Source organism: Bradyrhizobium frederickii, from assembly GCF_004570865.1.
In the GTDB taxonomy this organism is placed as follows: domain Bacteria; phylum Pseudomonadota; class Alphaproteobacteria; order Rhizobiales; family Xanthobacteraceae; genus Bradyrhizobium; species Bradyrhizobium frederickii.
In genome coordinates this window covers 246,620-272,774 of the sequence record NZ_SPQS01000011.1, presented here as the reverse complement: position 1 = coordinate 272,774, position 26,155 = coordinate 246,620, and the positions used below count along the sequence as shown (strand labels likewise).

Genomic DNA, 26,155 nt, shown 5'->3' with positions numbered 1-26,155 from the left:
CATCAGTATGGACGGCCGGGGCGCCTGGCGGGACAACGTGTTCGTTGAGCGGCTGTGGCGCAGCGTCAAATACGAGGAGGTGTATCTGCGGGCCTACGACAGCGTCAGCGACGCTCGCGCCTCGATTGGCCGCTATCTGGACTTCTACAATTGCCGCCGTCCACATTCGAGCCTTGACGGCAGCACACCGGATCAAGCCTACTTCACCCCGCTGCCGCTCCGCACGGCAGCCTAACCCCGGCAGAGGCTCCACTTATCGACGCGGATATTCTGTTCAGACAACCGGGGCCAGCTCAATCTCTACTGGTTTGGTCCTTACTATAATATGCTAACGTGCCCAACTGTCCAAGCGTTTGCATTGACAGCTACGTCGTGAAGCCGCCAATGGTTGGCACGTGAGCTGCAGGATCGATGTGCATAACCGCAGCCTGCGCAATCATCTGGTATGACAACGGCGAAAGTAGACCGAGGTTATAGTGTCAAGAATTACAATTAGCATCATAATTACGAACTACAATTATGAGCGCTACGTTGGCCAAGCGATTGAGAGCGCTCTTCATCAGACGCGGCCTGCTGACGAGATCATTGTCGTAGACGACGGCTCGACAGACGGATCGCGCCGGATTATTTGCTCTTATGGGAATCGAATAACGCCCATTTTTCAGGCGAACGAAGGCATCAAATCGATTTCGAACACTGGCTACGGCCACTCGAATGGAACGCTGATCATCTATCTCGACGCAGATGACGTCCTGTACCCAAAGGCCCTCGAGCAAGTTGAGAAAATGTATAGTCCCGGGGTCGCAAAAATTCAATTCGATCTCGATGTGGTCGATCAAAATGGCTCATCTCTGGGCCGGCGCTACTGCAATTTCCCGAGACCAATAAGCGCCGCGGAGACTGCTGCATACTTTGAACGATTTGGCACCTACACCTGGCCCGTCACGTCGGGAAACGCCTACTCTCGATCGTTTCTGGAAAAAGTGATGCCACTCACTCCACCAGTTTCCCACGATGGCGCACTCAACACGATCGCGCCACTCTATGGACTGGTTCAGACAATCATCGAGCCACTTGGCCAATATCGGCTTCACAATCGCAACATCAGTCGAATCAACGACACTGGGCAGATCAACATCGTTCCAGATTTTGCGTCGCGCATACGAATCAGGAAGCAGGAGTTTGAGATACTGCGCGAGCACGCGCGCCGGGTCGGAAAGCCGCTGCCACACAACGACTTGCTCGATCATGAACTGGTGTTCGTGAACTACCGTATTATGGCCCGGAAGCTAGAGCACGAAGATGGGACAGACGCAGATCGCCCTCTTATGGGGCTTTGGTGGAAGGCCATCTTAGTAATATGGCACGGCCCATATGGATACGGGACCGCCATAAAGCATTTGGTTTGGGTCTGCTCACTGGCGTCCCTCCCCAACCGTTTAGCGCGACTCCTGATCCATGCGCGCTACAGTCGAGCTCGCCCGCTTTCGGATCTTCGCAAGCTCCTTAGCTTTGCCCGCCTGTCAACCTCGCCCTGAGCTTGGGTCCGACCACAATGAACATTCTCTGGATTTCCGGCCGCTTACCGGGTCCGCTCTTCAGCGGCGATGCGCTATACTCTGCCGGCCTGATCAAGGCGCTCGCGACGATGGAAGACGTAACGCTTTGCGTTCTTGGGAATCGAAGAGACAACACCTCGGATTTTACGAAGGCAATCGGTTCTCAGCGCGTCGAGTTCGTGGACTTTCCGCCCCCGCTTCGCTCCGACGCGTGGAGCATAGTATCCAGCCTGCCAAAAGATGCGTTCAAACTGGCTACGCCAGATCTGCAAGCGGGACTTATCAAACTCTTAGCCCGCGATTGGGATTGGATCATAGTCGATCACGCTAACTCTGCCGGGCTCCTTCCAACAATCTTGGCCAGGCGAGGAAAAGCACGGCTCTGCTACATTGCCCACAATGCTGAAGGAAAAATTCGCCCCGAGATTGCAGCCAGCGAGACCGCCTTGCTGGTCCGTACAGCCATGCGTCTCGATGCCGAGAAATATCGGAGACTCGAGAATACGGTAGTCTCGGCGGCAGATTCCATCATCTGCATTTCCGATGCTGACGTTGGTTACTTCTCGTTGGCAAAGAACGTTCAAGTCGTCCCTCCGGTCTATTTGGGCCTATCAACTCCTTCTATAACCATTGGCGCCTCTCGTCCGAGGAGATTGCTTCTGCTGGGATCCTTCGAATGGCGTGCCAAACAACGAAACTTGGAAAGCATAATAAAAATGGTCGGGCCACAACTAAAGAAGAGCGATATTCATCTAGACGTTGTGGGCGCAGTGCCGCGTGAGGTGACGCAGCAGGTTTCTTCCACGGCTTCATTGGTGACGTTCCACGGGCAGGTGGGCGACGTTCGAGAATTGTTTCAATGCGCTCGCGGCGGCCTTGTCGCCGAAACGCTCGGGGGCGGCTTCAAACTCAAAGTACTAGACTATGCGTTTCAGGGGTTGCCTATATTCGGGCTGCGAGGAGCGCTCGCCGGCACGACTGCAGAGGAACAGTCTTGCATGTTTCTAGCCGACAGCCTCGACGATCTCGGCGCAACGATTGTCGAAAACATCGATGACACCGATCGATTGCACCGCAGCCAGCGTAAACTGCACGAGCTAGCATCCAATCGCTATGGCTTGGAAATGGGCGCACGGCGATTGAGGGACGTTTTTTTTGCGAAAGCTTGAAAGGACCAATCTCGCACTACGAAGCATTGCGGACGATAGTATTCTCCAACCGAGCTCAGCATCTGCCTTTGACAATGACAGACAACCAATCCGCCTCTCCTGCCTCGATTAGTCGGCGTTCGATTGAAGGGCGTGAAGTCCAACTAGATGCTGTTGGTAGCTTTGCCCTTAATGCCTCAATCCTGTCTATTATGTTCTGCTCGCAGATTGCGGTCAACATCGGTGAGTTTCCCGCATCGGTCGATTTCTTTTGTTACTTGCTTTTCGCCGCCTATCTGCCGCTGTCAGGATTTGCGACCCTAAGCACGAAGACCTTTCTCTTACTTCTTCTCGCAGCAATACTTGCTTGCTACCGAATGCTCTCGCCAAACAGTCTCTCATCGTGGTCCTCTTTATCGCTTTTGTTCGTCCTCTACGCGCCATTTTGCCTAAGCATACAACCAAGGAGTGGGATCGAGCAGGTCGGGAAGGCTATTCAAGCTAAATTCATCCTGGTCGCCTGTATCATCGCAGTAATCGCAGACGTGCAGCTCGTCCTGATTAATCTATTCAGAGGAACAACGTACTTTTCGAATATTGCCCTTGTCCTGCCGGAAGCAATTCGCGGTGCCGGCAACTATGCTTTCGTTCGAGAGGGCGGCGGCATTATCAAAGCCAACGGATTCTTTCTTAGAGAATCGTCCACTTTGTCAGTAATGACCGCCATTGCACTGATGCTAGAGTTCTTCTCTAGGAGGCGACGGCTTGTTCTTTGCATCCTAATAGCAGGCCTACTCGCTTCGGTTTCAGGCTCCGGATTGCTCATTGTTCTATTTGGCTTTCTACTTCCCACGAGTGTTCGTCAACTGCCGTTGTTCGTACTGGGGCTGGTCTTCGTATTCGTAGTTCTCATTTACGGCTCGGAGATCCCGGTGTTAAACCTTTGGTTGGACCGCACATCAGAGTTTGAAACTCCTGGATCGAGTGGATACGCACGTTTCGTAGCACCTTTCCAAATGCTGGAACGCAACCTCGATGATGGAGCATCAACCTGGCTTGGAGCTGGCGCAGGCACCTATCTTCGCACCGTTGCCGTGCTACAGCTGAAGTATGAGATCAATGACCCCACTTGGGCCAAGCTCATTTACGAGTACGGAGTCGTCGGCTTTCTATTTTTTTCGATGATTTTCATCCTCAGGCTCTATTCGAGCTCTCTCCAGAGGGCGGTCTGTGCGGCGCTATTTTATGCCTGGATGAGCGCCGGCAGCGTCCTGAAGCCTGACTTTGTTTTCATGACCTGGATATTGACTTTAGTCTCGCTCCCTCGAAATGACAGAAAGACCAAAGCAAGTGCCAAACCAGAGATTCTCGTACCCGATCCACGCCGACCTACGTATACCGCCTCCTAAGAAACAGCCGCGATTTCAATTTGGCAGTCAGCTGAGGCTTACCTAAAGATGGAATCGAGGAGTGCGTCACCTGGCGATTTTCTGCTCCGAAGGCCAACGACCCAAGGCTACTGCGCAGCGTCTTTACACCTTCAGCAACATGGACAACTTCTACGATTGGGCTTCCTTGATCCAAAGAGCCGTGGCTTACATCTCGCAAAAGAGGATGCGAACCTTTAGTTGATCGGCTATCGTCCCATTGGAAAATGACGAAGATTACTGCGATAGGAGTTCTAATTGTCTCTTCGACGGGCCGCTATTAGCTCAGTCATATGGAGCGCGCTTGAGAATGGAAGCGTTACTATCGTCTCTTTCTTATCACTCATAATCTTCGCCAAGCTGCTCAGCCCTAGTGACTTCGGGGTGTATTCGATTGCGCTCGCAGTTATTGAAGTTGTCGGCATTTTTACAAACATGTTTTTCCATGACGCATTGGTGCGACAGGTAAATGCCACGGACGACCATTTCAACAGCGCGTTCAGTTTATCGATTGTCCTAGGTTGCCTCTTTTTCGCTCTTCTTTATGCAGTGTTTCCATTCTGCACACTTCTAATCGATGACTCGCGCATCGCAGCGGTTGGTCGGGTCATGGCTTCTGCATTGTTGTTTTCGGCACCTGCAGCCATCTTGAATGCCCGACAGGTTCGCAAATTCGGTTTCAGGATTTTGGCGCTGCGTAGCGTGTTTGGCCGCCTCGCGGGTGCCGCCCTGGGCATCCTCGCGGCCTTTCTCGATCTTGGAATATGGGCTTTGGTCATCCAGTTTTTATCGATGACGGTACTCGGGACTCTCACCTTACTTGCATTTAGTGAGTGGCGACCGCGCCCTATGATTAGACTGGCGCCGATCGTCGACCTACTAGAGTACAGCTTTGGTTCTGTAATTGCGCTTGCTTCGAACTTTCTTACTAAGCGCGCCTTCATTTTTTTTGCCGGGACCTTCCTTGGAGTCGAGCAGGCAGGATTCTTGAATTTGGCGTTCAGGCTCGTCGATACGGTTTGGGCAATTTCAGCCACGGCTGTTTCCCAAGTGCTGCTGCCAACAATGGCTCGCTTGCAGCAAGACGCGCAAAGAACTCTGGAGGCTTACAGAACGGCGTTGGGGTTAGGTTGTCTGGCCCTGTTTCCGATCTTTTGCGGAATAGGACTGGTTGCACCCGAACTCATCTTAGCGCTATTTGGCAACAAGTGGCTCCCTGCTGCAGAACCCGCCTTCTGGTTGGGCCTGCTAGTTTTTGCCCAGTGCCCTAGAATATTCTGCACGTCGCTCTTGAGCGTGGGCGGACAGGTAGCGACTGTAAGTATGACAAACTTATTGACACTCACCTATATGGCGGCGGCGATCAGCCTAACTCGACTGCCATCGATTCCTTGGGCCCTTGCAACTTGGTGCAGCAGCGAGCTGTTAAACTTTCTTCTTCTACAATACTTTGCTTATCGCCGCTTTGGCATCTCATTCGGTCAATTTGTCGGTGATGTGGCGCCATCGACGATCGCTTCATGTATGATGATTATCGTCGTCATGGTGGCACGCGCACGGATGCCAGAGAGCGGGCCTATGCTTACATTATTGTTGTTGTTCTGTGCGGGACTGCTTGCCTATTTCCTATCATTAGCTGTATTCGGGAGACGATCGACGTTTCGATTGGCTCGGACGATTTTGATGAAACGCGGCGAGTGATATCATGCGTTCTGCCCGAAATAGCTCCATCAGTTCGAATTACTATCAAACCCTAAGTCAGGTGCAGGAGCGCCCGGTCTACGGTATTGCGTCGGGGCGCCGGACTTAAATGAACATTGAACCCGAGCTCGTCACAGTCATCATCTGCAACTACAACTACGCGGATTTTGTAGGGGAGGCGATCGCTAGCGCCCTTGCGATTGATTGGCCGAATGTAGAAGTTATCGTTATTGACGATGGCTCCACCGATAGCTCGCAACGCGTGATTGAAAAGTATGTTCCGCTCGGAGTGCGAGCTATCTTTGGCTCAAAGCAAGGCCAAACGGCTTCTGCAGAGCGGGCGTATAACGAAAGCCATGGCGCTTGGATATTATTCCTCGATGCGGATGATACAGTACATCCGGCAATCGTCCGGGAAGCCGTAGGAGTGATGAAACCTGGCTGGTCGATGATCCAGTTTCAAATGTCGACAATCGATGAAGCCGGTCGCTCTTTAGGCACTGTTTTCCCAAAGTACCGGAGCGACGTGACGCCTGACCTTATTCGCTATTGGGTTTCGCATACTGACAGTTATCCCACCCCTCCGAATTCAGGAAATTTCTTAGCGCGAGACTTCTTGGAGAAAATTTTCCCATTAGAAAAAGGCATGGATCGCGCCACAGACAGCTACTTTCTTTCTACTGCACCAATCTTGGGGGACGTGCTTACAGTACGTAAGCCGCTCGCCTCATACAGAATCCACGGCAGAAATTTGGGAGCTCAGTCGACAACTCTCAGCTTGAAGAAGGTTGCGACCGATTTGCAAAGGCACATCACTCGGTGCAACTATGCGACGAGATTGGCTGCAAAGTTTGGGGTAGTACTCGCAGCGGATCGATGGCGTTACGGGTTCTACAATTTGGCCATGAGGCTGACGTCTCTGCGACTAGATCCATCACGTCATCCGATACCGAACGATACGATTGCAAAGTGCCTTAGGGACGCAGTTCTTGCGTTAATTACGCCACAAGGATTAACTCTATTTCGGCATATTGGAATTTTCATATGGCTTGTTGCTGTTGCCTCATTTCCCGAACCCCTTGCACGTCGTATCGTCTCTTGGCGGTTTGTCCCATCATCGAGACCGGACCTACTGCGTCGATTAATGCAAGCCGCTTAGCGCCGGCTTTCGGCGAAACATCGACCAAGAAGAGGCTAGCGCAACGGTCATGTCAAAATTACTGATGCCGGGCAGGATGCTATGTCAAAGGATAGTGCGCAGCTTTCGGTAATCATCTGCAACTACAACTATGCTCAATTTGTAGGGAGCGCAATTCGCAGCGCCCTTGCTATAGATTGGCCTCGCGTAGAAGTCATCGTTGTTGACGACGGTTCGACCGACGACTCTCCCGAAATCATAAAGCAATTTGCCGAAGATGGAGTGAAGGTGCTCCTTCGACCCAATAGAGGTCAGGCGCGGGCCGCCGAAGAAGGATTCCTGTGCAGCTCCGGCGATTGGATTATATTTCTCGATTCGGATGATCTGCTGGATTCTTCAATCGTCCAAGAAGGCATTAAGGTCATGACGCCGGGTTGGTCGATGATCCAGTTCCAAATGAGAGTCATAGACAATGGTGGGATCGCTGTTGGAAACTGTTTCCCAAAATACTTGGCGAGCGCTACGCCAGAGCAGATCCGTAGTTGGGCGTCAGAAACGGATTGCTACCCAACTCCTCCCACTTCAGGGAATCTGCTCTCTCGAGAATTCTTAAGAAAGCTCTTTCCCTTAAACGCAGGCTTCGATAGAGCGGTGGATAGTTATTTCCTCTCTACTGCTCCGTTTCTTGGTGATGTCATAAGCATCAGTAAGCCGCTCGTTTCGTACCGGGTTCACGGGGCGAATGATGGCGCTCAAACCCATCTCGATCTCTCAAGGATCAGACGTGACCTTGCGAGACATCTCGCGCGCTGCGAATATGCAACGAAAGTTGCTTTCGAGCATGGCGTACCCCTAAATCCGAGCCGCTGGAGGTATGGCTTCTACAACTTGGCAATGCGAATAGCCTCACTGCGACTCGGCCGGGATCAACACCCGCTCGCGGAAGATAGCGTTGCTAGATGTCTGGCCGACGGAATGAGGTCCCTCGCAAGGGCTCAAGGTTTGAGCGCGGGCCGGCAGATCGGGATGTTTCTTTGGCTGATTTCGGTTGCACTCCTACCCAGTTCAATAGCTCGTAATCTCGTCTCTTGGAGGTTTGCTCCGCTTTCCCGCCCGCGGTGGCTTCAGAAATTCATTCAATCGGCTTAAAGGCTTTTCAAGCTAGTCATTTCTGTAAAATCGAATATCGAAAGATCTTTACTCCCGTCATCGTCCCCAAAATTACGTCGGATCTACCATAGCTGCCGATAGCTGCATCCGTGCACCGCTCTGAGTTGGTGTAGCAGACCTTGATCTTGATCATCCTGGAACAGTTGTTCTTAACACTGACGACGTGATCGATGAGGTTCGAATTGACAATATGCGCTCGCGCTGCAGCTTCGACATCCAAACAGGGCCGACCGAGTGCATCGCGAGCGGTCGGTGAGTTGGATGGATCGGCAGCGCCCTGCATCGTCAACCTGGGCGTGGTCGAGCTGCTTGTCTGAGCAAAGACATCACGCTTTTCCGTGGTAATGATAAGTGCAACAATGAAGATACAAGCTGCAATTCTCAAACTGAGATTGAAAGTCATCGCCGCGATAATCCGCTGATTTCGACGCCCGGCACACTCACGCTGACCCCGTCGTAGGCAAGCGCTCTGGCAAATGTCTCGCGCGAGTTGATATCGACCTGCGAAAGGCTTGCCAGCAACCGGTCCCTGTGGGCCCAGCCGACGGTTGCTAGATTGGCAGAAGCGCTGTCCGTGAAGCCGCTACGGACCATTGCCACAAATTCCGACACTACCTTTTCCTGCAGTGGCTCATTCAATCGTGCGAGAATAGCAAGAGCCAGCTTATTGCGCCGTAGTGCAATCCAGCCCTCCATCGCAGCCAACTCATATGATTGGTCGAGGTAGCGCAGGCTCCTCTCCTCAAAACCGTTCCGAAGGTTGCTACCCCAATAGAGCATGAGCCACAGATAAGCGTCGGAAGGGTTAAGGCAGAGCGAGAGTTTCACCTTCTGCTCGGCAGCCGTCAGCTCTCCATCAGATTCTTCCAGGCTTGTTGGCTGCATTGTCTTCTCCGCGATACGAAGCTTGATAAGCGCTTCCGCGCGTTCAAGAGCGGAGTGATTCAGGGTCTGTCTCGCCTCGCGATCAATATTTACCAATACACTTGTTAGAACTCCTGGTTTGAAGTGCTGCCCAGCGATGATGGACTCAATCACACTGCGGGCAGGAACTGCTCGCCAGAAGGACGGGAAAGCGAAGAACGACCAAAGCGAACCGGCAAAGCCGAGCAGCAGCAAGGCCCCGCGGACGCCAACTTGCGTGACGTATCGACCACTACTCGCCATACCCGTACCGGGCGTAGTACTTCTCGTAGTAGTAGCGTCCTTGATAAGACTCGTAGCGAGCGAGCAGCTTGGTATCAGCCTTGTTCAACACCACGCCGAGAAGCTTATTCTTGACCTCTGGTGCGCCTCGCAGGTTATGGAGCACGACGTTCTTGTTCGTCTTCCCCCACTCGACCACGTAAATATAACCATCGACATAGGGCGAGGTGACGCGCGCGTCGACAACAGGCGCCATTGGCGGCATGTCGAGTACCACATAATCAAACTTCGAACGCAGAAAGCCCATGAGCTCGCGCATTGGCTTAGAACCTAAGACTTCATTGGTATGGAGCAGCTTCGAAGTCGCGCCAGCTGGTAGAATCGCGAGCTTGGTTTCCGGGTCGATCACTAAGACATTTTCGAGCTGCTCCCTCTGCGCTACAACATCGACCAGTCCCGCTTGCGCTTCCGGCACCAACTCACGCGACAGCGACGGATTGCGAAGGTCAGCATCGATCAAGATTACTCGGGCACCCCCATGCGCCATAAGCTGCGCGAGATTTGTAGAAAGAGTGCTCTTGCCTTCATTCGGCAGTGTCGAGGTCACCGCCAGAATGCGGTTCTCACGCACGATAGAGTTAAAGTCCACTGCCACCTTGAGGGAGCGTATAGCTTCGGAGAAGCGGGACAAGGGATTGTCCACGACGTAGCGTAACAGGTCAGACTGCGGCTCGTCCGTCTTTTTAACGAACTTATGGGGGACAATCGAGAGCGCCGTGACTTCGCGAAGCGACGGAAGCATGGCAATGCAATTCGTGCCAAGAGTTTCCTCCACCTGCCGCGCGGTTCGGAACACATTATCAGTGATCTCGCGCGCTATCGCAGCGCCGAAGCCGAGCAGCAGGCCTGCCACCAGCGCCGCAATAAGAATGATTGAGGACTTTGGAGAGCTCTTCGCCAGTGGCGGCGTGGCCGCGCTGATGATACGTGCTTCCGTTATAGGAAAGGATTGCTGCTGCACTGATTCCATATAGCGCTGCAGGAAGTTGTCGTACATCGCCTGGTACGACTGAGCGTTGCTCTCGAGCTCGCGCAACTGGATCTGCGCCTGGTTCGTGAGCTGCGATTCCGAAACGACGCTGGCGAGACTCGACTTGATTGCATCCTCGCGAGTCTGCGCAATGTCGTAGTCACTCTTGTAGGATTCTTGGATACGCTTGAGCTCGTCTTGGATGTTTTTCTTGATTTCTGCCATCTGCCGGCGAAGATTGACTGCAGCCAAGTGCTCCGCGCCATATTTCATGGCCCAGATGGATTCCTTGGATGCCATGTCGACGTATTGCCCCCGCAGCTTGACGATGGTGTCGTTCTTTAGCGCGTCGCCGACGTTAGCATCCGGGATTCCTTGCTTAACGATGTCATTCATGCGGTCGAGACGCGCCTTAGCCTCAGCCGTCGCCGCATGCGCCATAACCAACTGACTGTTGACCTCCGCGAGTTGCTGCTCGTTCATCAGTCGCCCGCCGCTATCGACAATGTTGTTGGCGATCTTGAAATCCACCACCGCCTTCTGAGCGACCGAGGCTTGCGTCCGCAATTCCTTGATCCGGTCCTGAAGCCAGACGCTGGCGCGACGAGTGGCCTGATATTTCGCCTCGAGCTGATCAACGATGTAGGCGTCAGCGACAGCGTTCGCGATGCGTTCGGCCTTTTGCGGATCACGCGAGGTGAAGCCGATCTCCATCACATAGGTGAGGCCAAGCCGCCTAATGGTGCGGTTGCCAGCGAATCGCTCCAGCGCCTTGCGCCTCAGCTCGAATTCCGATGGTGCGCTGGCCGAGGAGAACAGGCCCGTGACCGGGCTCATGATGGCCCCGAGCAGGCCAGCACCGCTGCCGGTGAACTCCGGATCTTCCGTAAGGTGCAGGTCGCGGATCACCGCGAGGCTGATGTTCTCGGATTTCAGGATCTCGACCTGGGTTTCTACCGTCGCGGAATCGATCGTTACATCGCCCAGCATCGATTGCTGCTGGAACAGCTGCACCTTGCGGGTGTCGATCACCATCGAGGCCGTGGAGGTGAACAGCGGCGCGGCGGTGAAGAGATAGAGCAGCGCCAGGATCACGCAGGCGGAGACGATCGCTATGATGGTAGGGAATTGGCGGCGGATGATGTCGAGATAGGAGGTCAGCGTCTGCGACGGAGAGCCGTCGGCCTCGGCGAAATCACGGTTGATCTCCGAGGTCGGCTTGTTCACCTGCAACATCTAGCAATTCCTGAAAATGGATCGATCTGTCGTCTTGAGATCAATGCTGGCCAAAAGCCTGATGCCTGCGGAGCAAACCCGATGCCATAACCCGCGCTGCGCGCAACACTAGCACAAGCCTGCCTGCAATTGAACGCGGTGGATACACTGCACAGCACGGCTTGTGCGACATTTTGCATGAACCTTAACGGCGCAAAAGCAAAGCGGCGCCGCTGGCGCCGCTGCCGTGAGGTGTCATGGACCAGCCGCTGGGACGGGGTCGATCAGCGCGGGCTGACGCTGTTCGTGCTGCCAGTGACGCCGCCGCTGCCCCCGTTGGGCGCGCTATTCCCGGTCGTGTTGTTACCAAACACGACGACACCGCCGCCACCACCGCCCGTGGGGAAGCCGTTGCCCGTGGGGCCGCCTGCGCCGGTGCCGCCGCCAGCGCCGCCGCCGGTCGCGGCGATCGCGACGTCGCCGGTCGCGGCCTGGTAGGCGGCGATCACGTCGGGGTTGCCGGTGCCGGCGATCGCGGCTTGGATCTCGTTGGCGTAGGCCTGGTCCTGCTGCGCGGCCATGCGGGCAACCTGGGCGAGGCCGGCGACGATCGCACGCATCTGGTCGGTGGTGGTCGCGGGATCCTTCAGCAGCGCGATCAGGCCGGGCACCGTGGTGGGATCGGAGGCGCCGAGATCGCGCACGCGCGAGATCAGCTGCGGGCCGCCGGTCGGATATTGCTGCAAGAGGCTGTTGGGAGCGGCCTTGAACTCGGAAATGACGGTGGCCGGCAGCTGGCGCTGCGGCGGATAAATGGCGGCGCTGGCGGCCGTCGCAATCGTCGCGGCGAGAGCCGCGGCCGCAGCCATGCGAAGCGCGATTCTGATAACGCTCATAAACCAACCTCCAAAAAATCAGCTGCCCCGATGTGCTTCCTCGGCCCGGGCAAATGGCTGTGCTGTGCAGGAACCTATCCGAAGAAAAAAGGACTGTCCATTTATTCTAAAGACTTCGTAAACGGCGCAAATGCTTCAAATCTAGACACTTTTGTGAAGCTCGGGCTTCGCTCGCGGGGCTGGCGCCGCGGTTGCGGGCGGCCCTCGCCTCGCCGGCTGGTGGAGACGGCATCGGCCGTGGATCGGCCTTCTCGGCTCGAGAAGGATTGCGAAAGGCCCGCGCCGAAAAGTGCAAAGAACGGAATGCTGTAGCCGGGCACCTGCAACGTGAAGTCGAGGCACGAATGCAGCAGCGACAGCGTTGCGGTCGCCGCCGCCGCCAGCGGGATGATGACATCGCGGCGGCGTCCGAACACGCCCCGCGCCAGCACCAGCAGCATGATGGCCCAGCCGAGCGCGATGAGCAGTGCCATCGGGATGCCCACCTCGGAGGCAAGCTCGAGCGGCGTCGAATGCGCCGCGTCCCAGATGCCGCGAATCGAGATGTTGGGGCTGCGGTAGGGCGGGAAGGCCCATTGGAAGGTGCCCATGCCGGTGCCTACCCAAGGATTGTCGGCGATGATTTTGAGCGTCGATTTCCAGGCCTCGATGCGGCCCTCGTCGACCAGGCCCTGGCTGTCGAAGCGGCTGGAGACGCGGCCGCCGAGCAGCTGCAACAGGCCGAGCGCGACCGCGGCGCCGGAGCCGAGCGAGATCCAGATGCCGGTGCGCGGCGGCAGGTCTTTCCTCAGGAACAGCGTGAACGAGACGATCATCGCGAGCAGCGACAGGCCGACGCCGGCGCGCGAGGTCGTCATGAACATCGCCATCAGGCAGATCAGCAGGCAGGTCAGCTGCGGCAGGATCTGTTTCGGCGGGATCGCGCGCAGATCGAGCGACAGCCGCCGCCATTCGATGTGCCGCTCCGGCAGCCGGCGGCGCACGTCCTCCAGGATCAGGAGCATCCAGATCAATGCGCAGGAGCCGAAATAGGCCGCCGCGGTGTTGCGGTTGATGAAAGTGCCGGTGACGCTGCCGAGATAAGCGGTCTTGTCGCGCCACAGGATCATGGTGGGCTCGATCAGGAACGAGAGCACGCCATAGAGCGCGTAGGCCGCGCCGGAGATCGCGAGCACCCACAGCAGGCGGCGGGCGCGGTCGCGGTTCGCCCCGACGGTGATGCCGAGCACGATGGCAAGGATGTTGGCCAGCGGCGCGCCGAGCGCGAAGAACGCCTCGTTCTTGACGATGGAGGCGGACGGGGCGATCGGCACGCCGAGCAGATCCGAGGCCTGCTTCCAGATCGGCTGGAACGGCGCGACCAAGGGATGATCGGACAGCTGCTCATGCAGCACGAAGGCGTAAGCAGCAACGATGACGCCGATCCCGGCGAGCAGCCACAGATGCGGCCTGCGCAAATCGCGCGTCGGCGCGAACATCACCGCGATCCCGAGGCACAGGCACCAGAACGCGATCGACAGATCGTTGGTCGAGCCGAACGGGAACGGCGCGCCGGCCGCCACGAAGAACAGGATGACGGTCGCGGGCAGGCTCCATGACCAGCGAATCCTGGACCAGCGTATGTGGGGAGGCCAAAGGCGCATCGTCGTTGTTGGGGCTAGCTTTGCTTGAGCTTCTAGAGGAAGCAATCAATGGGATAGATCTTCACATCGACGTTGAGGCGGCTGTTCCGGGTCTGCGCCCGGAAGGCGTAGAATAGCCCAAAGCTATCACTCCCCGGATCGAGTTTTATTCCGGGGGTTAATTCGTCGGGCGGCACCAGCACGCCGATGTGCCGGTTGATGGCCGAAATCTCGATTCGGCCCTCGCCTTCCGCAAAATGCCCAGCGAGCTGGGTCACGGTGACCTTCGGCAGGCCGCGGCGCTGATGGCAGACCTCCTCCTCCCAGAGCTTGGTCTGCTGCACCAGCGGTTGGCCCGCGCCATCGGGGACGACGATATCCGGGAAAGACGGGCGCAGCATGCCGAAGAACTTGCTCTCCTTGGAGTTCGCCGACAGGCGGACGGTAAAGGACAGCTCGCCCTTGGCGCCCTTGAGGCGCGACAAGATCGGGGCATCAGGCTCGGCAGAGACCATCACGTCGATCCTGTGACGGACGCCGAGCTCTGCGGCGGCGCCGAGAGCCGTTCCGGCCGATGCAAGCCCGAGAGCGATCAAGACGAGAGCCGGCAGGCGGCCAAACGTTCGAAAGCGCATGAAGCTGAAGCCCCTTGCAACGCTGCGGGTGAGCGGCGCGACGTACTCAGTGGCGCCTTGTTCCCAGCGGTATCCCCGCGGCCCCGACCATACCGATGGGATCGCGAAACGAAAATGGCACCGGGACAAAGCCCCGGTGCCATCGCTGTTGGTCGATCAAGTCGGCGTCTTACGGCGCCAGCTTGACGTTGTTGCGGAAGATCAGGGCGTCGTTGCTGAGGTTCACCGCATCGCTGCCGGTCGCCATGATCACGCGCAGGTAGTTCAAGAACTTGGTAACTTCGACGTTGCGCGAGTTCGAGACGTAGATGATGTCGCCATTCTTCATCATGACCTTGGTCGCGAGGAAGAAACCGCCCGGATCGCGGAAGTTGACGTTGAAGATGACCGGAATCGTCTCCGAAGTGTACCTGCTCACGTCGATGCCGAGCTGGGCCGCGACCTCGCGCGGCTCGCGACGATAGAGATAGACGGCAGCCGGGTCGGCCTGGCCATCGAGCAGGCCACCAGCCTTGCCGACGGCTTCGCCGAGGTTGATACGCCAGGCATCGAAGTTGAACTCGCCGCTCTGGCCGCTGGCGCCGAACGCCAGGAACTTCTGCTGTTCGCGATAGACGTAGATGCTGTCGTCGGGACGAACATAGACGTTGTTCTCGGGCGCCATCACGAGATTTTCGAACGGCACGGTGGCCCGGCGGCCGCCACGCTCCAGCATGACCCAGGTCTCGAAGCCCTGGCCCTTGATGCCGCCGGCGCGGGTGATTGCATCAAGCACGCGGTCCTTCGCACCCGCCGCGCTCGCCGGATAACGCGCCGGCGAATTGACTTCGCCGAGCACGCTGATCAGCTGAGTGCGTTGCGAGGACATCGCGACCACAACCTGCGGCTCGATGGCGCGGTTTGATATCTTTTCAACGACAGCTCGCTGAATCTGAACCGCCGTCAGGCCCGCCGCCTTGATCTGACCAGCATAGGGCACGGTGATGAAGCCGTCATTGTCGACCGACTGATCCGGGATCGTCACATAGTTACCGGGACGGACGCCGGCTTCCGCCGGGATGAACAGACCGCCTGCCGCGGCTTCGAAGATGGTCACGCTGACGACGTCGCCGATGCCGAACACGATGCTGGCGGGCGGACGGCGATCGGTGAACACGCCGGCGAGGCCCTTGGGCTCATGGGTGTGCAGGATCTTCACCGTCGCCGGATTGAGCGGCACCAGCTCGTAGGCCGGCGCGTTTTCCGTCTGGATCTTGTTGTTGACGTCGTCAGTGAGCGGTCCCGACCCCGGATTGGTCGAACACGCCCCGAGCGCCAAAGCGGCCGCCAGCAGCGCCGGCTTCAACACATAGGTCTTGGCAATAGATGACATGAATCGCGCCCGAGGGTCCCCAAGTGACGTAAATTGGTACGGCCTAGGGGGTGGTGCGACAAGGGTTCCCGGTGGTTAACGGAGCAATCGGTCAGCCACTGTTGCGTGTGAGCCACTCTTTGGGGCTCTGTTTAACCCTTTGTGACCATTTGTTGTATTTCGTGTGCTCGGTTCGAGAGCAGATCGCCCCAGTCGAGGGCTCAGTGTGTCGAGCGCAAGGCTTCTTGACCTCTCGGCCGTCTGCTAAGTCTGGGCTGTTAAGGATAGGAACTCCCCGTGTCTGGCCTCGTTCTGATCCCGCTGTTGGCGGGCTCCCTCCTTGGCGCCGCCGATCGCGCCTGGAGGCCCGCCGTCCCCTGCCCTGGCAGCGCGGGGTCGTGGTGCCGCGGCGCGGCCGTTGTCGAGGTGGCCGCGCCTGCGTCCACGTCCGTTTGGAAATTCACCCGGACCCAAGGGGCCAAGGACGGCGAGAGCTTTGCCGCGATCACGAAGACCGCGGACACCACCCAGTCGGACCCGGACTTCGCCGGCCTGATTGTTCGCTGCGCCCCGAAGGGCAAGGTCGATGTGCTGGTAGCCCTGATCCGGCCCTTCCCGCCCAGGAGCCACCCCAAGGTCAGCATCGCCGCGAGCGGCGGCGGCACTTTAACCTTTGACGCCAGCATGGCCGCCGCCGGGGCCGCGGTGCTGCTGCCCGACGAGGTCTCGGCCTTTGCCGCCGGCAAGTGGCAGACGGCGGCCTCGCTGTCCGTCGTGGTCAGGGAAAGCGACAGCGAGATCAAGGGTGTGGTGGCGCTGGCTGGGCTGCGCGAGGCCTACCATTCACTTTTGGCAAATTGCAGCCAATAGGCCAAATTTAGCCATACAACTTAAGGGTCTTTTTAGGGAGGGGAACCTAGGGTCCGAAGCACGGAGAATGTTTCGGATGACCGCCTTTTTGATTTTCAGCTTTCTGGTAGGTGCCGTGCTGGGCCAACGCTTTCGCGTCCTGGTGCTGCTGCCTGTCACATTCGCTTTGGTGCTCACCATGCTGCCGGTTAGCATGATGACCAGCCTTGGCTTCCTTGAAGGCCTAAAGGCTGCGGTGTTCGCCGCCATCGCCCTCCAAGGCGGTTACCTCTTCGGTTCGGGGGCGCGCTTTGCCCTTGCCGCCGCACGCGCCACCCGCGTCTTCGGTCGACCGGTCAAGGCCACGCGCTGATCGCGACGCAGGCCTCTGTTTGAAAACGCACCGCTCGCTTGTATGGTGACCTGACCGTTTCAGGATTCCTTGTCGAGCGCCGTTTGTCCCTCGCTTATTTTGCCCTCATCGTCTCCGTCGTTTCCGCTTCCTCTCTCGACATCGCCGGCGCCACGCTCGGGGCGCAGCTCGGGACGATGGCGGCTGCGCTCAGCTTGCTGGCCGCCGCCTCGAGCACGCGAAAGGCCGACTACGAGCATTATGTTCGCGCCACCTCCTGGGGCCGCTGGATCCTGATCGCCATTCCGCTGTTGATCGCGGCTCAACTGATGCCGCTTCCGCTGGGCTTTGGGCATCCAATCTGGGCGAGCGCTCGCGAGGTCTTCCGTGGCCTCTCGTTCGGGCCGATCACCGCCGATCTCGGCCTGACCCTGAACGCATTGATGCTGGCGCTGGCCGCGATCGCGCTGCTCGGTGTGACGATCGTGGTGGTCCGCGATCGCGGCCGCGCCGAGCTGGTTCTGTTTGTCCTCGGCGGTGTCACCGCAGTCGCCGCCCTGACCCTGGATCTGCGTCGGCTGTCACCGGCAGGCGCACAGGCCGCCGCAACTTCCGAACTGGCAACAACCCTGGCTGGCTTCGGCCTCGTCCTGAACCTGGCGGTCATGCAGCTTGCCGCGGAGCGGGCCGAAACGCGTCATTCGCTGCTTCGCTCGGTCGTGCTTGGTCTGTTGGGACTTGCGGGAGCCTTGATTAGCGCAGCTGCGGTCTTTGCCTTTTCCGGGACCAACAACGCGATCGCCGCAGGCTTCGGCGTTGTCTTGATCCTGCTGATCCTCGTCATCCGCCGGCTTGATCTGTCGCCATTGGCCGCCGGCGCGCTAGCCATTGCCGCGCTGATCGGGGCGGCCATTGTCCTGACCTTCCTGTTCGAACAGAGCTCCGGGCCAATCCTCATGCGGCTTGTCCCCGAGATGGGCGCTGAGACGCGAGCGGCGCTGGAGCGGATGTTGGCGGACACGCGCTGGTTCGGGGCGGGCGCAGGAACGTTTTCGGCTCTGGGCAGGATCTATCAGAGCGGCGATGCCGGCGCGGCCTTGATGGCACCGTCCACGGCGACGGCGATCTTCACCGGCATGGGAGCGATCGGTCTCGCGGTGGCGGTGCTATCGAGCCTGATCGCTCTGGTGCGGCTGGTGTTCGGCGCTTTGCAGCGTGGACGCGACTCTTTCTTCCCCGCGTCCGCCGCGGCCTGTCTGCTCTTTGCGCTGGTTCAGAGCTTCGCAGGTCCCGGGCTGCTGCGGCCCGCGGCAATCCTGTGTCTTTCGGTGATCGCGGGACTGGGGCTGTCGCAGAGCGTCAGCCAGTCCGGATCACGATAGAGCGCGGGTGATCAGACCGAGCGGTCGCCGAGCGAGGCCCAGTAGTTCGGGTTCTTGGGCGATTGAATGCGGACCCAGCGATAGGGCTTCTTCGACCACGGCAGGATGTGCCCGGAGAGATTGTCCAGCACGAGATCGCCGGAGAAGGTCCGCACCACGACCACGAGATGATGCTCGCCCCAGGTGGTCACGACCTCGCTGAGCAGCACCGCGCGCGCCGGAAAGCCCTTGGCGATCAATTCGTGGCGTTTTGTCACAGCGTAGTCGTTGCAGTCGCCGCTCGCCGGATGCAGCAGCCATTTCTCGCCGCGCAGTCCTTCCAGATTGGCCTCGGGACGGATCGCGGTATTGACCTGCCGGTTGACATCTTGCATCTGCGCCAGCCGCTCGGCCGTGAGCTTCAGCCGGCCGCCCCTGAACACGATCTGCTGCGGCCGCGGCTTGCACTCGTCCTTGTACTTCAGGCAGAACAACGTGAAGGCCATCGGCGCCAGCGTCGGCTGGTCGAACTTGATGTACTGGATGGCACCGCGCAGCCCCAAGGGCGCGCCGACGAAAGCGGCTTCGGCGCGCTGCTGCACCCCCGCAGCAACCACGATTGCGGCCACGGCCGCAAGGAACTTTACAACTTTGCGCATGTCGCGCTCCCCGTTCTTGTTGGGGGAGACGCTACGCGATACGTCTTGAAATACGGCTCAAGGGCCGCACGACCCTTTAATCAAAATGCGGGCGACTTGGTCGGAAACAATTAAGAATACCGATGTGTGACTTGTTCTGCTAAGAGCGGTCACAACGTTCCGCTCGTGACGCTGGATCCGATTCGACCGACCTGATGGGCCTCTCCTCCCGTTTTCGAAAGAAGTCCAAGCCGCGGCTTCCCGACGGCGTTCGCGTCTATGCAATCGGCGACGTGCACGGCCGCGCCGATCTGCTTCAATCGCTGTTAACCGTCATCGACGCCGATCTGGCCCGTTCCACGCCCGGGCGGGCCATTCAGGTCTTCCTCGGCGACTATGTCGACCGCGGCCCGGACTCGCGCGCCGTGCTCGATCTGCTGATCGCGCGCTCGAAGTCACATGAGACGGTCTGCCTGAAGGGCAATCACGAGGTCTTCCTGCTCGAGGTCCTCAAGGACCCCGCCCGCCTGCAGGAGTGGCGCCATTATGGCGGCCTCTTGACGCTGGTCTCCTACGGCATCACGCCGACCATGAACCCGTCGGCGGAGCAACAGGTCGAACTGATCGAAGGACTGAGGCGCGCGCTGCCGCCCGAGCACCTCGCCTTCCTGCAGCAATTGCCGTCGTCCTTTACCTGCGGCGACTTCTTCTTCGTGCACGCCGGCGTCAAGCCCGGCGTCGCGCTCGAGCGCCAGAAGGATGAGGACATGCTCTGGATCCGCGAGGAGTTCCTCGCCTCCGAAGAACGCTTCGGCAAATACATCGTCCACGGTCATACGCCGGTCAGCGTGCCCGACATTCGCCCGAACCGCATCAACATCGACACCGGCGCTTACGCGACCGGAAACTTGACGCTGCTGACGATCCAGGGCGATAGTCTGTTGGCCATTTGAATCCCTGCCTTACTTTCAAATCCTTGCTCGTTTCGCCCTCACAGGCCTCGCCGATTTCACCATGAACATGATCCTGCTTCGCGTCATCGGCATCTCAACTGCGATCGTGCTGGCGCTTCATGCCGGCATGGAATTCTACGGCGACCTGATACGGCCGAACTTTCGCGCGAGTGATTTGTTCTCGGGCGAGATTCCGCCTGAGAAGGCCAAGCTGGCGACCGCCGGCCGTTTGGCATCCTTTTCATGGGACGGCGACTTGCTTGCCAATTACGCGGCAGCGACGGCCGCTGACGTTCTTCACCGTCCTGCAACCGATGCGGGCGGAAGGGCCAGCGAGAACAAGGCGGCGCAGGCCGCCGTCGTGGCAGCCTTGAAGGTCTCGCCGATCAGGCCGGCACTGTGGCTGACGCTCGGCACGCTGCAGGCCCAGGCCGGCGAGGCGGCGACGCCAGCGGTGAAGATGTCCTACCTGACCGGATCGGTGCCGATCGACGTTGCCATGTCTCGCGTCCGGACCGTGACCTCGGGCGCCGCCGCAACGGACGAGGAGATCAGGCTGCTGGCGCAATCCGACATCCGCACCGCGCTCGCCAACCGCCCTCGTTACGAGCCGCTGCTGGTCGCGGCCTACGTGCAGGCAACGCCGCAAGGCAAGTCGCTGCTGCTCGAAACCACGAAAGTGACCGATCCCAAATTCAACGAGATTTTGCGGCGCTACTAACTCAGCGCACCGATCTCGGGGCGAGCGGCACGAAGTCCTGATCGCGGCGCGGTTGATCGGATCGCCCCTGGTAGACGAACATGCCCTTCTTGGTCGTGACGATGTCACCCCGCTGCAGGCTGTCGTCGCGGAGCAGACGTTCGGTCGCGACGAGATCCGGATCTTCCGGGATGGGCTTGTAGAGTTCGGGATGCTCCCGCCGCTCGCGCGAGACCTCCTTGGCCCGCCGCCGCGCCTCCTCGATGCGTTGCCGCCATTCGTCGCGCGAGACTTCCGGCTCGCTTGGCGGAAGATAGTCGCTGAGCGACGGCTCCGGGTCGCTCTGAGCAAGACATGAGAACGGACCAGCCCCATACACGGTCAGTCCGACCGCGGCGGCCACGATCGCCTTGACTGGTGCATTCCTCAGCATCCGGCGGCCCGATGCGGAATTGCGGCGAGTGGATTGCAATCTGATGTCTCCAAAGCAGACCCCACAGCAGTCAGGGCCCTTTCGGAACTTCAGCTCATGCGGTTGCCAATTGCAAGATCGTGGATTCGCAGACAGTGCTTTGCCGGCGTGATGACACGGACCCAAAAAGCGAAAAACAACCCCATGCAAAGTAGCCGGGCCCAGCTAATACAATGGCTTACGAATTTTCCGAAGTTCATATTGACTTGTCGGACAAATCGGGGGCAGAATGGCATCGTTCCGAGCTAAGCCGACGGATGATTGCTGTATCCGAAATCCGCGTCAGAACGGACAATCAGCTCCTTCTAAGACCTCATAGCCCATTGCTAACTTCCGGTCTCCCCTCATGGAGTTGCGGAGCATGCGTGCAAGAGCGGTATTGCTATTGGGTGTTGCCGTGGCGGCTTCCGCGATGTCAGGCCTCGCGGCTCTCGCCAGCCCGCTCTGCATCAAGGAGCGAACGCCGTTCGCTCTGTCGCACGATACCGTGAAATGGACGATGTCGATCGCGCCTGGCGCGGAGTGCGTCCAGGGCCTGCGTTGGTCGTACATGCAGATCTTCAACGTATCGGTCGTTAGCGGACCCTCGCGGGGACAATTGGCCGTGTTGGGCTCCGGCTTCCGCTATTCGGCCGAGAAACAAACGCGCGGCACCGACAAGTTCACGCTGCTGATCTCAGGCAAGAACCGACAAGTTGCGGGGACCTCGACCCTGGAGGTCGAGGTCAACCCGGACTAGCTTGGCTGACAACGCGACCGAAGCTGGGCGTCACGCTAGCGATGGCTCGACCCGCTGCCCCGGGTTCTGTTCCCGTAATACGGGCGGGCACGCCCGTTGCCGGTCGTCACGGGCGGCTCGATCCGGCTCGGAATATTCCTCGTCGCGTTGGGGGGCGCGGGCTGCGACGGATTGATGATGGTGACGTTGCGGTTGGGCGTCGAGGAGTCGTTGACGCCCTGGGCCCAGCTGGCTGCAGGCACAAGCAACGCGATGGCGATCAGGACTGGTCTTTTCATGAATATCTCCCGAAGCAAGAACGTCAGGGAGGCGATCACCGTTCCATCACGGTTCGTTGGGTGGCGGCCTCAGCGGGGAACGGCAACCAGCTTGCCATCGCGCCAGACGCCCTGGGCCGACTTTCCAGCGGGCAGGCTGCCTGACAGGTTTCGAACGGCGGTCGGCCGCGACGCCGTCTGACCGGTCTGCGCCTTCTTCGTGGGCGTCGTGATGATGCTGGAGCTCGTGGTGTTGGCCTGATCCTTGGTCCCTTGCGCAACGGCAGGCGAAGCCAGGAAGGTCAAAGCCGTGAGGACTGCTAGAACGCCGCGCATGATCAAACACCGGAATGAGGAGCTCCGCGAAATGTCACAGGTTTTCCCCCAAAAGCAAGCACCTTCGAAGCACCGAAAGGGGCGTCGGCAGACCCGGCAACCAGCGGCAGAGCGGCCTCAGTCGTGACGTCTCAAGCGGAAAAGCCTAGCGAAATGGCCTCATCCGGGCTACTTGATCGCCCTTGATGACCGACTCCGGTGAAACTGCGGCCAACGCCCCCTCGGCGCAACAGATCAAAGCCGGGTTTATCCGTCTCCTGTCGAGCCGCATCCGCGCCGTATCCGACGATCCCCAGCAGATGCGGGAGATCGTCTATGAGCTGGCACGCGTCAAGCTGCTCGAGCAATTCACGCACGCCGACGCGCGGGAATCCCGCGAGCTCCTGCAGGTCCTCGAACGCGCCATCAAGGAGGTCGAACGTTCCTTCGCGCGCAGCGGCGAGGCGGAGCCACAGAATGTCGTGGCGGCACCTGCCGTTCCGGTGCCCCCGCCGGTCCCGACTCCCGCTCCTCCGCCCGTTCCGTCGCCATCCGCTTCCGCTGCGGCGCCGACTGCGAAGGACGCGGGAGCACCGCACCGTCCCGTGGCACCGCCGCAATCGCCCGATCCGCCCAAACGCGGCAGGGCCTTCACCTATCTGGTTCGATTGGCGGTCATCCTCCTGCTCATTGGCGGTGGTTCGACCGCGGCTGTCTATTGGCCTCGGCTGAGATCCGCATTGTCGCAGATGGCGCCGCCGCCCGATCGAGCACCGAACAGCCCGGCATCTCAGCCGAGCGCCAGCCCGCCTTCCGCCGTGGGCGAGGCTGTTGAACGGACGCCGGATAGCCTGAAAGAGCCGGCGCAAGCTGCACACCCCTCGATGCCTCTGCCGACGACGTTCGGAGTCTACGCCTTGAACGAGGGCCAGCTCCATGAGCTCAAGTCGGTGCCGGGCAAGATTCCGGACCGCCGCGTCGCGATCTCGGCGGCCATCACCACGCCGAGCGCGACAACGTTGATGGACGGCGACGTCAAGTTCATCGTGTTCAGGCCCGATGGTGGTGTCGATGCAAGCGGGACCGAAGTTCGGGTCGTCGCGAAGGTCTCGCGAGCCATGGGCGTCGATGCCAGCGGGAAAGCCTCCATGGTCAGCGCCGGAGATTCCTGGGTCATCCGCAGCATGTCCTACCCCTATAAGGTAGGCCCGGTCGACGACCAGCCGAGAATGCTGTTGCTGCAACCGGAGCAGGACGGCTTTACGCTCGCTCCCGGCCGCTACGTCGTGGTGATCAAGGGCATGGGCTACGACTTCACGGTGGCCGGAACGGTCACCGATCCCAATCAATGCGTCGAACGCATCAATGCGGCGAACGGGGCCTTCTACTCGCCCTGTCCGCCGCCGCGACGCTAGCCGAGGCCCGATTTCTTATTTGGCCGGCTTGCTGTCCTTGGACGCTTCCGGCGGAGCGTCGTCGACCTTGCCGTTGTTGGCGACGCATTTCTGGAAGTATTCACGCTGATCCTTGGCCGTGCCCTTGGTGCTTCCGGCCGCGGGATTGCCGATTTGCTTCGGCGGAAAGGCCTTGGCCACCGCCGCGTCGCATGCGCGCGCAACTTCGACGGTAATGGCCGATGCCGTCGCTGGCGCAGCCAGTGTCAACATGCATGCCAATCCAACCAATCTTCGCATATGTCTGACCGGCACCTTGTTGCTCCTTCGAACCATGAATGCTTGCCGGGACCATAGCAAAAAGGATCGAAGCGCCAAACCGCAAAGCGGTGCCGAATTGTCACGCGGCCTGCCTTCTGACGCCGATATAGTGCAGGGCATTTTGCGCGACCTGAGCGCGCGCCTCGTCCTTCGAGACGGCGCTTACGCGCCTCCTCTGGATGAGGCTAAGCGGCATCCGTGCTCGTCGAGGACTGGTGCAACGCACTCGGTCCTCATCCTGAGGGCCCGCCGCAAGCGGGCGTCTCGAAGGATGGCCGCAGAGCGCGCGGCTCCCAACCCTAGCTGTTGAGCTGCGGCGGTTTGAAATCCGGAAAGCGCGTCAGCATTGCGGTTCTGACGAACTTCAAGTGCGCAATGCTGCTTGCCAATTCCTTGAGCCGGCGCTGGCCGTTGGAGATGTCGGCGGCGAACAGGTCCTGGTGATGATTGTCGAGCGCTTCCCGCTCGAGATATTCGTCGGTGCCGTTTCCGAAGGTGACGGATGCACGTGCAAGTGCGTCATCGACACGCCGGTTGAGGCCGGCCTGCTCCCGCTCCGCTTCCTGCAAAGCCGTTTCAATCGCCGCCAGGACCGCACCGATCCGGACACGGTCGGTCTCCGCATCACGCTCGACGGAGCGCGCCTTAAAACCTTTGTCCTCGCGGCGAGAGCCGAGAAGATTGTGTGCGCGCGCTCTCAGGAACAGCTGAAACATTTGGGCTATCCCCACATTCGAGATTTAAGCCGCTACCATCGGTCACGCATAGTTAACAAAGCCTAAATCCCGCGGCCGCTCCGCCTGGCTTCGTGCGATCCAGGCCCGCCAGGCTCCCTCGTGCTTGGAGTAGAGCTCAAGCCACCGAACGTCGTCAACCGCACCCGTTTCCTTGCCTATGCCGGTTTCGGCCGCCATTTGCACCGTCTCCGTCAGTGCAAGATCCAGCGCCTCGAATTCCGCCGTCTCCTGCAGCGAAAGGCCGATCAGAACGCGGTGCCCCTGCGCGTCAACGAAATACCTGCGCGGCGCGTTGTGCCGTTGGTCAATCATTTGAACGACCCTCGTTCATGATCCAAGGACCCGGAAGGTCGTTCAGATGCCGGCCATAACTACAAACAAACGCAATCAAAATGAGGACGCAGATCGTCGCGCCCAGCAACGCAATGAGATACGTCATCTATGTCCACCTGCGCGCCTCCGAAAAAATAGAGGCGGCCAAACGCTCGCCATGAATTGTTCCGTCTTAGGCTGCCTGTCCGAAGCGCTCAAGGACGGCGACGAGTTAACCTAACCGCACATGGGTATTTCGTTTCCGCCACGATTGTTGGAGTGGGGGCCCGCGCTTCGTCTACGATGATGATGGCCCCTGGGTTCGACCGGCCTCCATCGAGGCTGGGGTATAGGGCGCGTAAAGACGATATCGCGCCGATCGCCTCCGCGAGCGCCATGCCCTTACACCATAGCCGCAGCCAAAGCCCGCTGCGAAAATCGAAACCAAAACCAAAACAGCCAACATTTGGAATGTCCCACGTTTGCTGGAACGTTCCTCCCGCACTCATTTCATCTTTTCGTTGCACCGACTTCAAGATCGGCAGCGCCGAAACTTTTGTCAGACGAAGATGAAGTTTGTGCAACGTGGTGCTTGAAGATTGGTCGGCACGTGAGGGAGAGATGCGGTGAAGAGGCTCCAGTTCTTTTTACCAGAACTCGACCCGCCGACACCATGAACCCTCGTTCACCGTGGTTGTACGGTACCTCGCCCGCCGA

At 59.0% G+C, this 26,155-nt stretch carries 28 protein-coding genes; 14 read left to right on the top strand and 14 right to left on the bottom strand.

Annotated features, from left to right (window positions below):
* From E4K64_RS21160 to E4K64_RS21130, 7 genes are all read left to right on the top strand, one after another.
* The coding region (locus E4K64_RS21160; protein WP_135161597.1) for an integrase core domain-containing protein at nucleotides 1-235 on the top strand (235 nt) is incomplete at its 5' end.
* Between the two features lie 241 nt (nucleotides 236-476).
* The gene (locus E4K64_RS21155; RefSeq protein WP_167772161.1) at nucleotides 477-1,538 is read left to right on the top strand and encodes a glycosyltransferase; all 1,062 of its coding nucleotides are present in this window, start codon (nucleotides 477-479) and stop codon (nucleotides 1,536-1,538) included.
* Nucleotides 1,539-1,555: 17 nt separating this feature from the next.
* A complete protein-coding gene (locus E4K64_RS21150; RefSeq protein ID WP_135165231.1) occupies nucleotides 1,556-2,728 on the top strand; it encodes a glycosyltransferase in 1,173 nt (390 codons plus the stop codon).
* A 74-nt stretch (nucleotides 2,729-2,802) separates the two neighbouring features.
* Entirely contained in the window at nucleotides 2,803-4,116 is a 1,314-nt protein-coding gene (locus E4K64_RS21145; protein WP_135165230.1) for a hypothetical protein, read from the top strand.
* Nucleotides 4,117-4,392: 276 nt separating this feature from the next.
* Nucleotides 4,393-5,835, top strand: coding sequence for an oligosaccharide flippase family protein (locus E4K64_RS21140; RefSeq protein WP_135165229.1), 1,443 nt, complete (start codon nucleotides 4,393-4,395; stop codon nucleotides 5,833-5,835).
* A 109-nt stretch (nucleotides 5,836-5,944) separates the two neighbouring features.
* Complete coding sequence (locus E4K64_RS21135; protein ID WP_135165228.1) at nucleotides 5,945-6,994, top strand: glycosyltransferase family 2 protein; 1,050 nt, start codon at nucleotides 5,945-5,947, stop codon at nucleotides 6,992-6,994.
* A gap of 81 nt (nucleotides 6,995-7,075) precedes the next feature.
* Nucleotides 7,076-8,122: a glycosyltransferase family 2 protein gene (locus E4K64_RS21130; RefSeq protein ID WP_135165227.1), complete on the top strand. Its 1,047-nt coding sequence runs from the start codon at nucleotides 7,076-7,078 to the stop codon at nucleotides 8,120-8,122.
* A gap of 16 nt (nucleotides 8,123-8,138) precedes the next feature.
* On the opposite strand, the gene E4K64_RS21125 is transcribed toward E4K64_RS21130, so the two are convergent.
* The 7 genes from E4K64_RS21125 to E4K64_RS21095 all read right to left on the bottom strand — a co-directional run bounded on the left by E4K64_RS21125 (nucleotide 8,139) and on the right by E4K64_RS21095 (nucleotide 16,059).
* Nucleotides 8,139-8,546 (bottom strand): hypothetical protein, encoded by a 408-nt coding sequence (locus tag E4K64_RS21125; RefSeq protein WP_135165226.1) that lies wholly within the window; start codon nucleotides 8,544-8,546, stop codon nucleotides 8,139-8,141.
* The gene (locus E4K64_RS21120; protein ID WP_135165225.1) at nucleotides 8,543-9,262 is read right to left on the bottom strand and encodes a hypothetical protein; all 720 of its coding nucleotides are present in this window, start codon (nucleotides 9,260-9,262) and stop codon (nucleotides 8,543-8,545) included. The genes E4K64_RS21125 and E4K64_RS21120 overlap by 4 nt, the downstream gene beginning before the upstream one ends.
* Before the next feature lie 37 nt (nucleotides 9,263-9,299).
* Nucleotides 9,300-11,555: a polysaccharide biosynthesis tyrosine autokinase gene (locus E4K64_RS21115; RefSeq protein WP_135165224.1), complete on the bottom strand. Its 2,256-nt coding sequence runs from the start codon at nucleotides 11,553-11,555 to the stop codon at nucleotides 9,300-9,302.
* A gap of 263 nt (nucleotides 11,556-11,818) precedes the next feature.
* Complete coding sequence (locus tag E4K64_RS21110) at nucleotides 11,819-12,430, bottom strand: hypothetical protein (RefSeq protein WP_135165223.1); 612 nt, start codon at nucleotides 12,428-12,430, stop codon at nucleotides 11,819-11,821.
* A gap of 101 nt (nucleotides 12,431-12,531) precedes the next feature.
* Nucleotides 12,532-14,073: an O-antigen ligase family protein gene (locus E4K64_RS21105; protein ID WP_135165222.1), complete on the bottom strand. Its 1,542-nt coding sequence runs from the start codon at nucleotides 14,071-14,073 to the stop codon at nucleotides 12,532-12,534.
* Between the two features lie 32 nt (nucleotides 14,074-14,105).
* Nucleotides 14,106-14,687: a hypothetical protein gene (locus E4K64_RS21100; RefSeq protein ID WP_235884738.1), complete on the bottom strand. Its 582-nt coding sequence runs from the start codon at nucleotides 14,685-14,687 to the stop codon at nucleotides 14,106-14,108.
* Nucleotides 14,688-14,856: 169 nt separating this feature from the next.
* Nucleotides 14,857-16,059, bottom strand: coding sequence for a polysaccharide biosynthesis/export family protein (locus E4K64_RS21095; protein ID WP_135165221.1), 1,203 nt, complete (start codon nucleotides 16,057-16,059; stop codon nucleotides 14,857-14,859).
* 276 nt (nucleotides 16,060-16,335) lie between these two features.
* Between E4K64_RS21095 and E4K64_RS21090 the strand changes: the two genes are divergently transcribed.
* From E4K64_RS21090 to E4K64_RS21080, 3 genes are all read left to right on the top strand, one after another.
* Nucleotides 16,336-16,908 (top strand): hypothetical protein, encoded by a 573-nt coding sequence (locus E4K64_RS21090; RefSeq protein WP_235884737.1) that lies wholly within the window; start codon nucleotides 16,336-16,338, stop codon nucleotides 16,906-16,908.
* A gap of 76 nt (nucleotides 16,909-16,984) precedes the next feature.
* Complete coding sequence (locus tag E4K64_RS21085) at nucleotides 16,985-17,260, top strand: hypothetical protein (protein WP_135165220.1); 276 nt, start codon at nucleotides 16,985-16,987, stop codon at nucleotides 17,258-17,260.
* Between the two features lie 38 nt (nucleotides 17,261-17,298).
* Nucleotides 17,299-18,621, top strand: a complete 1,323-nt coding sequence (locus E4K64_RS21080) for a hypothetical protein (protein WP_235884736.1) — start codon at nucleotides 17,299-17,301, stop codon at nucleotides 18,619-18,621.
* Between the two features lie 11 nt (nucleotides 18,622-18,632).
* Here the strand turns inward: E4K64_RS21080 and E4K64_RS21075 are convergent, their stop codons facing one another.
* Nucleotides 18,633-19,259, bottom strand: coding sequence for a transglutaminase-like cysteine peptidase (locus E4K64_RS21075; RefSeq protein ID WP_126259834.1), 627 nt, complete (start codon nucleotides 19,257-19,259; stop codon nucleotides 18,633-18,635).
* 194 nt (nucleotides 19,260-19,453) lie between these two features.
* On the opposite strand from E4K64_RS21075, the gene E4K64_RS21070 reads away from it, so the two are divergent.
* On the top strand, nucleotides 19,454-20,191 hold the full coding sequence (locus E4K64_RS21070) for a metallophosphoesterase family protein (protein ID WP_135165219.1): 738 nt from the start codon (nucleotides 19,454-19,456) through the stop codon (nucleotides 20,189-20,191).
* Between the two features lie 61 nt (nucleotides 20,192-20,252).
* Entirely contained in the window at nucleotides 20,253-20,912 is a 660-nt protein-coding gene (locus tag E4K64_RS21065) for a hypothetical protein (protein ID WP_135165218.1), read from the top strand.
* Between the two features lies 1 nt (nucleotide 20,913).
* Here the strand turns inward: E4K64_RS21065 and E4K64_RS21060 are convergent, their stop codons facing one another.
* Nucleotides 20,914-21,363, bottom strand: coding sequence for a hypothetical protein (locus tag E4K64_RS21060; RefSeq protein ID WP_235884735.1), 450 nt, complete (start codon nucleotides 21,361-21,363; stop codon nucleotides 20,914-20,916).
* A 361-nt stretch (nucleotides 21,364-21,724) separates the two neighbouring features.
* On the opposite strand from E4K64_RS21060, the gene E4K64_RS21055 reads away from it, so the two are divergent.
* A complete protein-coding gene (locus E4K64_RS21055; protein ID WP_135165217.1) occupies nucleotides 21,725-22,102 on the top strand; it encodes a hypothetical protein in 378 nt (125 codons plus the stop codon).
* Nucleotides 22,103-22,137: 35 nt separating this feature from the next.
* Here E4K64_RS21055 and E4K64_RS21050 read toward each other — a convergent pair whose 3' ends face one another.
* The gene (locus E4K64_RS21050) at nucleotides 22,138-22,380 is read right to left on the bottom strand and encodes a hypothetical protein (protein WP_135165216.1); all 243 of its coding nucleotides are present in this window, start codon (nucleotides 22,378-22,380) and stop codon (nucleotides 22,138-22,140) included.
* Between the two features lie 69 nt (nucleotides 22,381-22,449).
* On the bottom strand, nucleotides 22,450-22,695 hold the full coding sequence (locus tag E4K64_RS21045; RefSeq protein WP_135165215.1) for a hypothetical protein: 246 nt from the start codon (nucleotides 22,693-22,695) through the stop codon (nucleotides 22,450-22,452).
* Between the two features lie 185 nt (nucleotides 22,696-22,880).
* Here E4K64_RS21045 and E4K64_RS21040 point away from each other — a divergent pair, with 185 nt between their 5' ends.
* Nucleotides 22,881-24,089 (top strand): hypothetical protein, encoded by a 1,209-nt coding sequence (locus tag E4K64_RS21040; protein ID WP_135165214.1) that lies wholly within the window; start codon nucleotides 22,881-22,883, stop codon nucleotides 24,087-24,089.
* A 15-nt stretch (nucleotides 24,090-24,104) separates the two neighbouring features.
* Here E4K64_RS21040 and E4K64_RS21035 read toward each other — a convergent pair whose 3' ends face one another.
* The 3 genes from E4K64_RS21035 to E4K64_RS21025 all read right to left on the bottom strand — a co-directional run bounded on the left by E4K64_RS21035 (nucleotide 24,105) and on the right by E4K64_RS21025 (nucleotide 25,438).
* Nucleotides 24,105-24,341 carry a hypothetical protein gene (locus E4K64_RS21035; protein WP_235884734.1) on the bottom strand — a complete coding sequence of 79 codons (237 nt, stop codon included), beginning with the start codon at nucleotides 24,339-24,341 and terminating at the stop codon, nucleotides 24,105-24,107.
* 347 nt (nucleotides 24,342-24,688) lie between these two features.
* Nucleotides 24,689-25,105 carry a hypothetical protein gene (locus E4K64_RS21030; RefSeq protein ID WP_126259844.1) on the bottom strand — a complete coding sequence of 139 codons (417 nt, stop codon included), beginning with the start codon at nucleotides 25,103-25,105 and terminating at the stop codon, nucleotides 24,689-24,691.
* Between the two features lie 42 nt (nucleotides 25,106-25,147).
* Nucleotides 25,148-25,438 carry a hypothetical protein gene (locus E4K64_RS21025; RefSeq protein ID WP_135165213.1) on the bottom strand — a complete coding sequence of 97 codons (291 nt, stop codon included), beginning with the start codon at nucleotides 25,436-25,438 and terminating at the stop codon, nucleotides 25,148-25,150.
* Nucleotides 25,439-26,155 lie beyond the last annotated feature (717 nt).

Bases quoted from the DNA above. Each gene is read 5' to 3' on its own strand.
- E4K64_RS21040 (WP_135165214.1), top strand. From the start codon at position 22,881: ATGACCGACTCCGGTGAAACTGCGGCCAACGCCCCCTCGGCGCAACAG.
- E4K64_RS21130 (WP_135165227.1), top strand. From the start codon at position 7,076: ATGTCAAAGGATAGTGCGCAGCTTTCGGTAATCATCTGCAACTACAAC.
- E4K64_RS21100 (WP_235884738.1), bottom strand. From the start codon at position 14,687: ATGCGCTTTCGAACGTTTGGCCGCCTGCCGGCTCTCGTCTTGATCGCT.
- E4K64_RS21135 (WP_135165228.1), top strand. From the start codon at position 5,945: ATGAACATTGAACCCGAGCTCGTCACAGTCATCATCTGCAACTACAAC.
- E4K64_RS21095 (WP_135165221.1), bottom strand. From the start codon at position 16,059: ATGTCATCTATTGCCAAGACCTATGTGTTGAAGCCGGCGCTGCTGGCG.
- E4K64_RS21115 (WP_135165224.1), bottom strand. From the start codon at position 11,555: ATGTTGCAGGTGAACAAGCCGACCTCGGAGATCAACCGTGATTTCGCC.
- E4K64_RS21085 (WP_135165220.1), top strand. From the start codon at position 16,985: ATGACCGCCTTTTTGATTTTCAGCTTTCTGGTAGGTGCCGTGCTGGGC.
- E4K64_RS21050 (WP_135165216.1), bottom strand. From the start codon at position 22,380: ATGAAAAGACCAGTCCTGATCGCCATCGCGTTGCTTGTGCCTGCAGCC.
- E4K64_RS21070 (WP_135165219.1), top strand. From the start codon at position 19,454: ATGGGCCTCTCCTCCCGTTTTCGAAAGAAGTCCAAGCCGCGGCTTCCC.
- E4K64_RS21125 (WP_135165226.1), bottom strand. From the start codon at position 8,546: ATGACTTTCAATCTCAGTTTGAGAATTGCAGCTTGTATCTTCATTGTT.
- E4K64_RS21035 (WP_235884734.1), bottom strand. From the start codon at position 24,341: ATGTTGACACTGGCTGCGCCAGCGACGGCATCGGCCATTACCGTCGAA.
- E4K64_RS21110 (WP_135165223.1), bottom strand. From the start codon at position 12,430: ATGAGCGTTATCAGAATCGCGCTTCGCATGGCTGCGGCCGCGGCTCTC.
- E4K64_RS21030 (WP_126259844.1), bottom strand. From the start codon at position 25,105: ATGTTTCAGCTGTTCCTGAGAGCGCGCGCACACAATCTTCTCGGCTCT.
- E4K64_RS21055 (WP_135165217.1), top strand. From the start codon at position 21,725: ATGCGTGCAAGAGCGGTATTGCTATTGGGTGTTGCCGTGGCGGCTTCC.
- E4K64_RS21065 (WP_135165218.1), top strand. From the start codon at position 20,253: ATGAACATGATCCTGCTTCGCGTCATCGGCATCTCAACTGCGATCGTG.
- E4K64_RS21075 (WP_126259834.1), bottom strand. From the start codon at position 19,259: ATGCGCAAAGTTGTAAAGTTCCTTGCGGCCGTGGCCGCAATCGTGGTT.
- E4K64_RS21105 (WP_135165222.1), bottom strand. From the start codon at position 14,073: ATGCGCCTTTGGCCTCCCCACATACGCTGGTCCAGGATTCGCTGGTCA.
- E4K64_RS21025 (WP_135165213.1), bottom strand. From the start codon at position 25,438: ATGATTGACCAACGGCACAACGCGCCGCGCAGGTATTTCGTTGACGCG.
- E4K64_RS21145 (WP_135165230.1), top strand. From the start codon at position 2,803: ATGACAGACAACCAATCCGCCTCTCCTGCCTCGATTAGTCGGCGTTCG.
- E4K64_RS21045 (WP_135165215.1), bottom strand. From the start codon at position 22,695: ATGCGCGGCGTTCTAGCAGTCCTCACGGCTTTGACCTTCCTGGCTTCG.
- E4K64_RS21150 (WP_135165231.1), top strand. From the start codon at position 1,556: ATGAACATTCTCTGGATTTCCGGCCGCTTACCGGGTCCGCTCTTCAGC.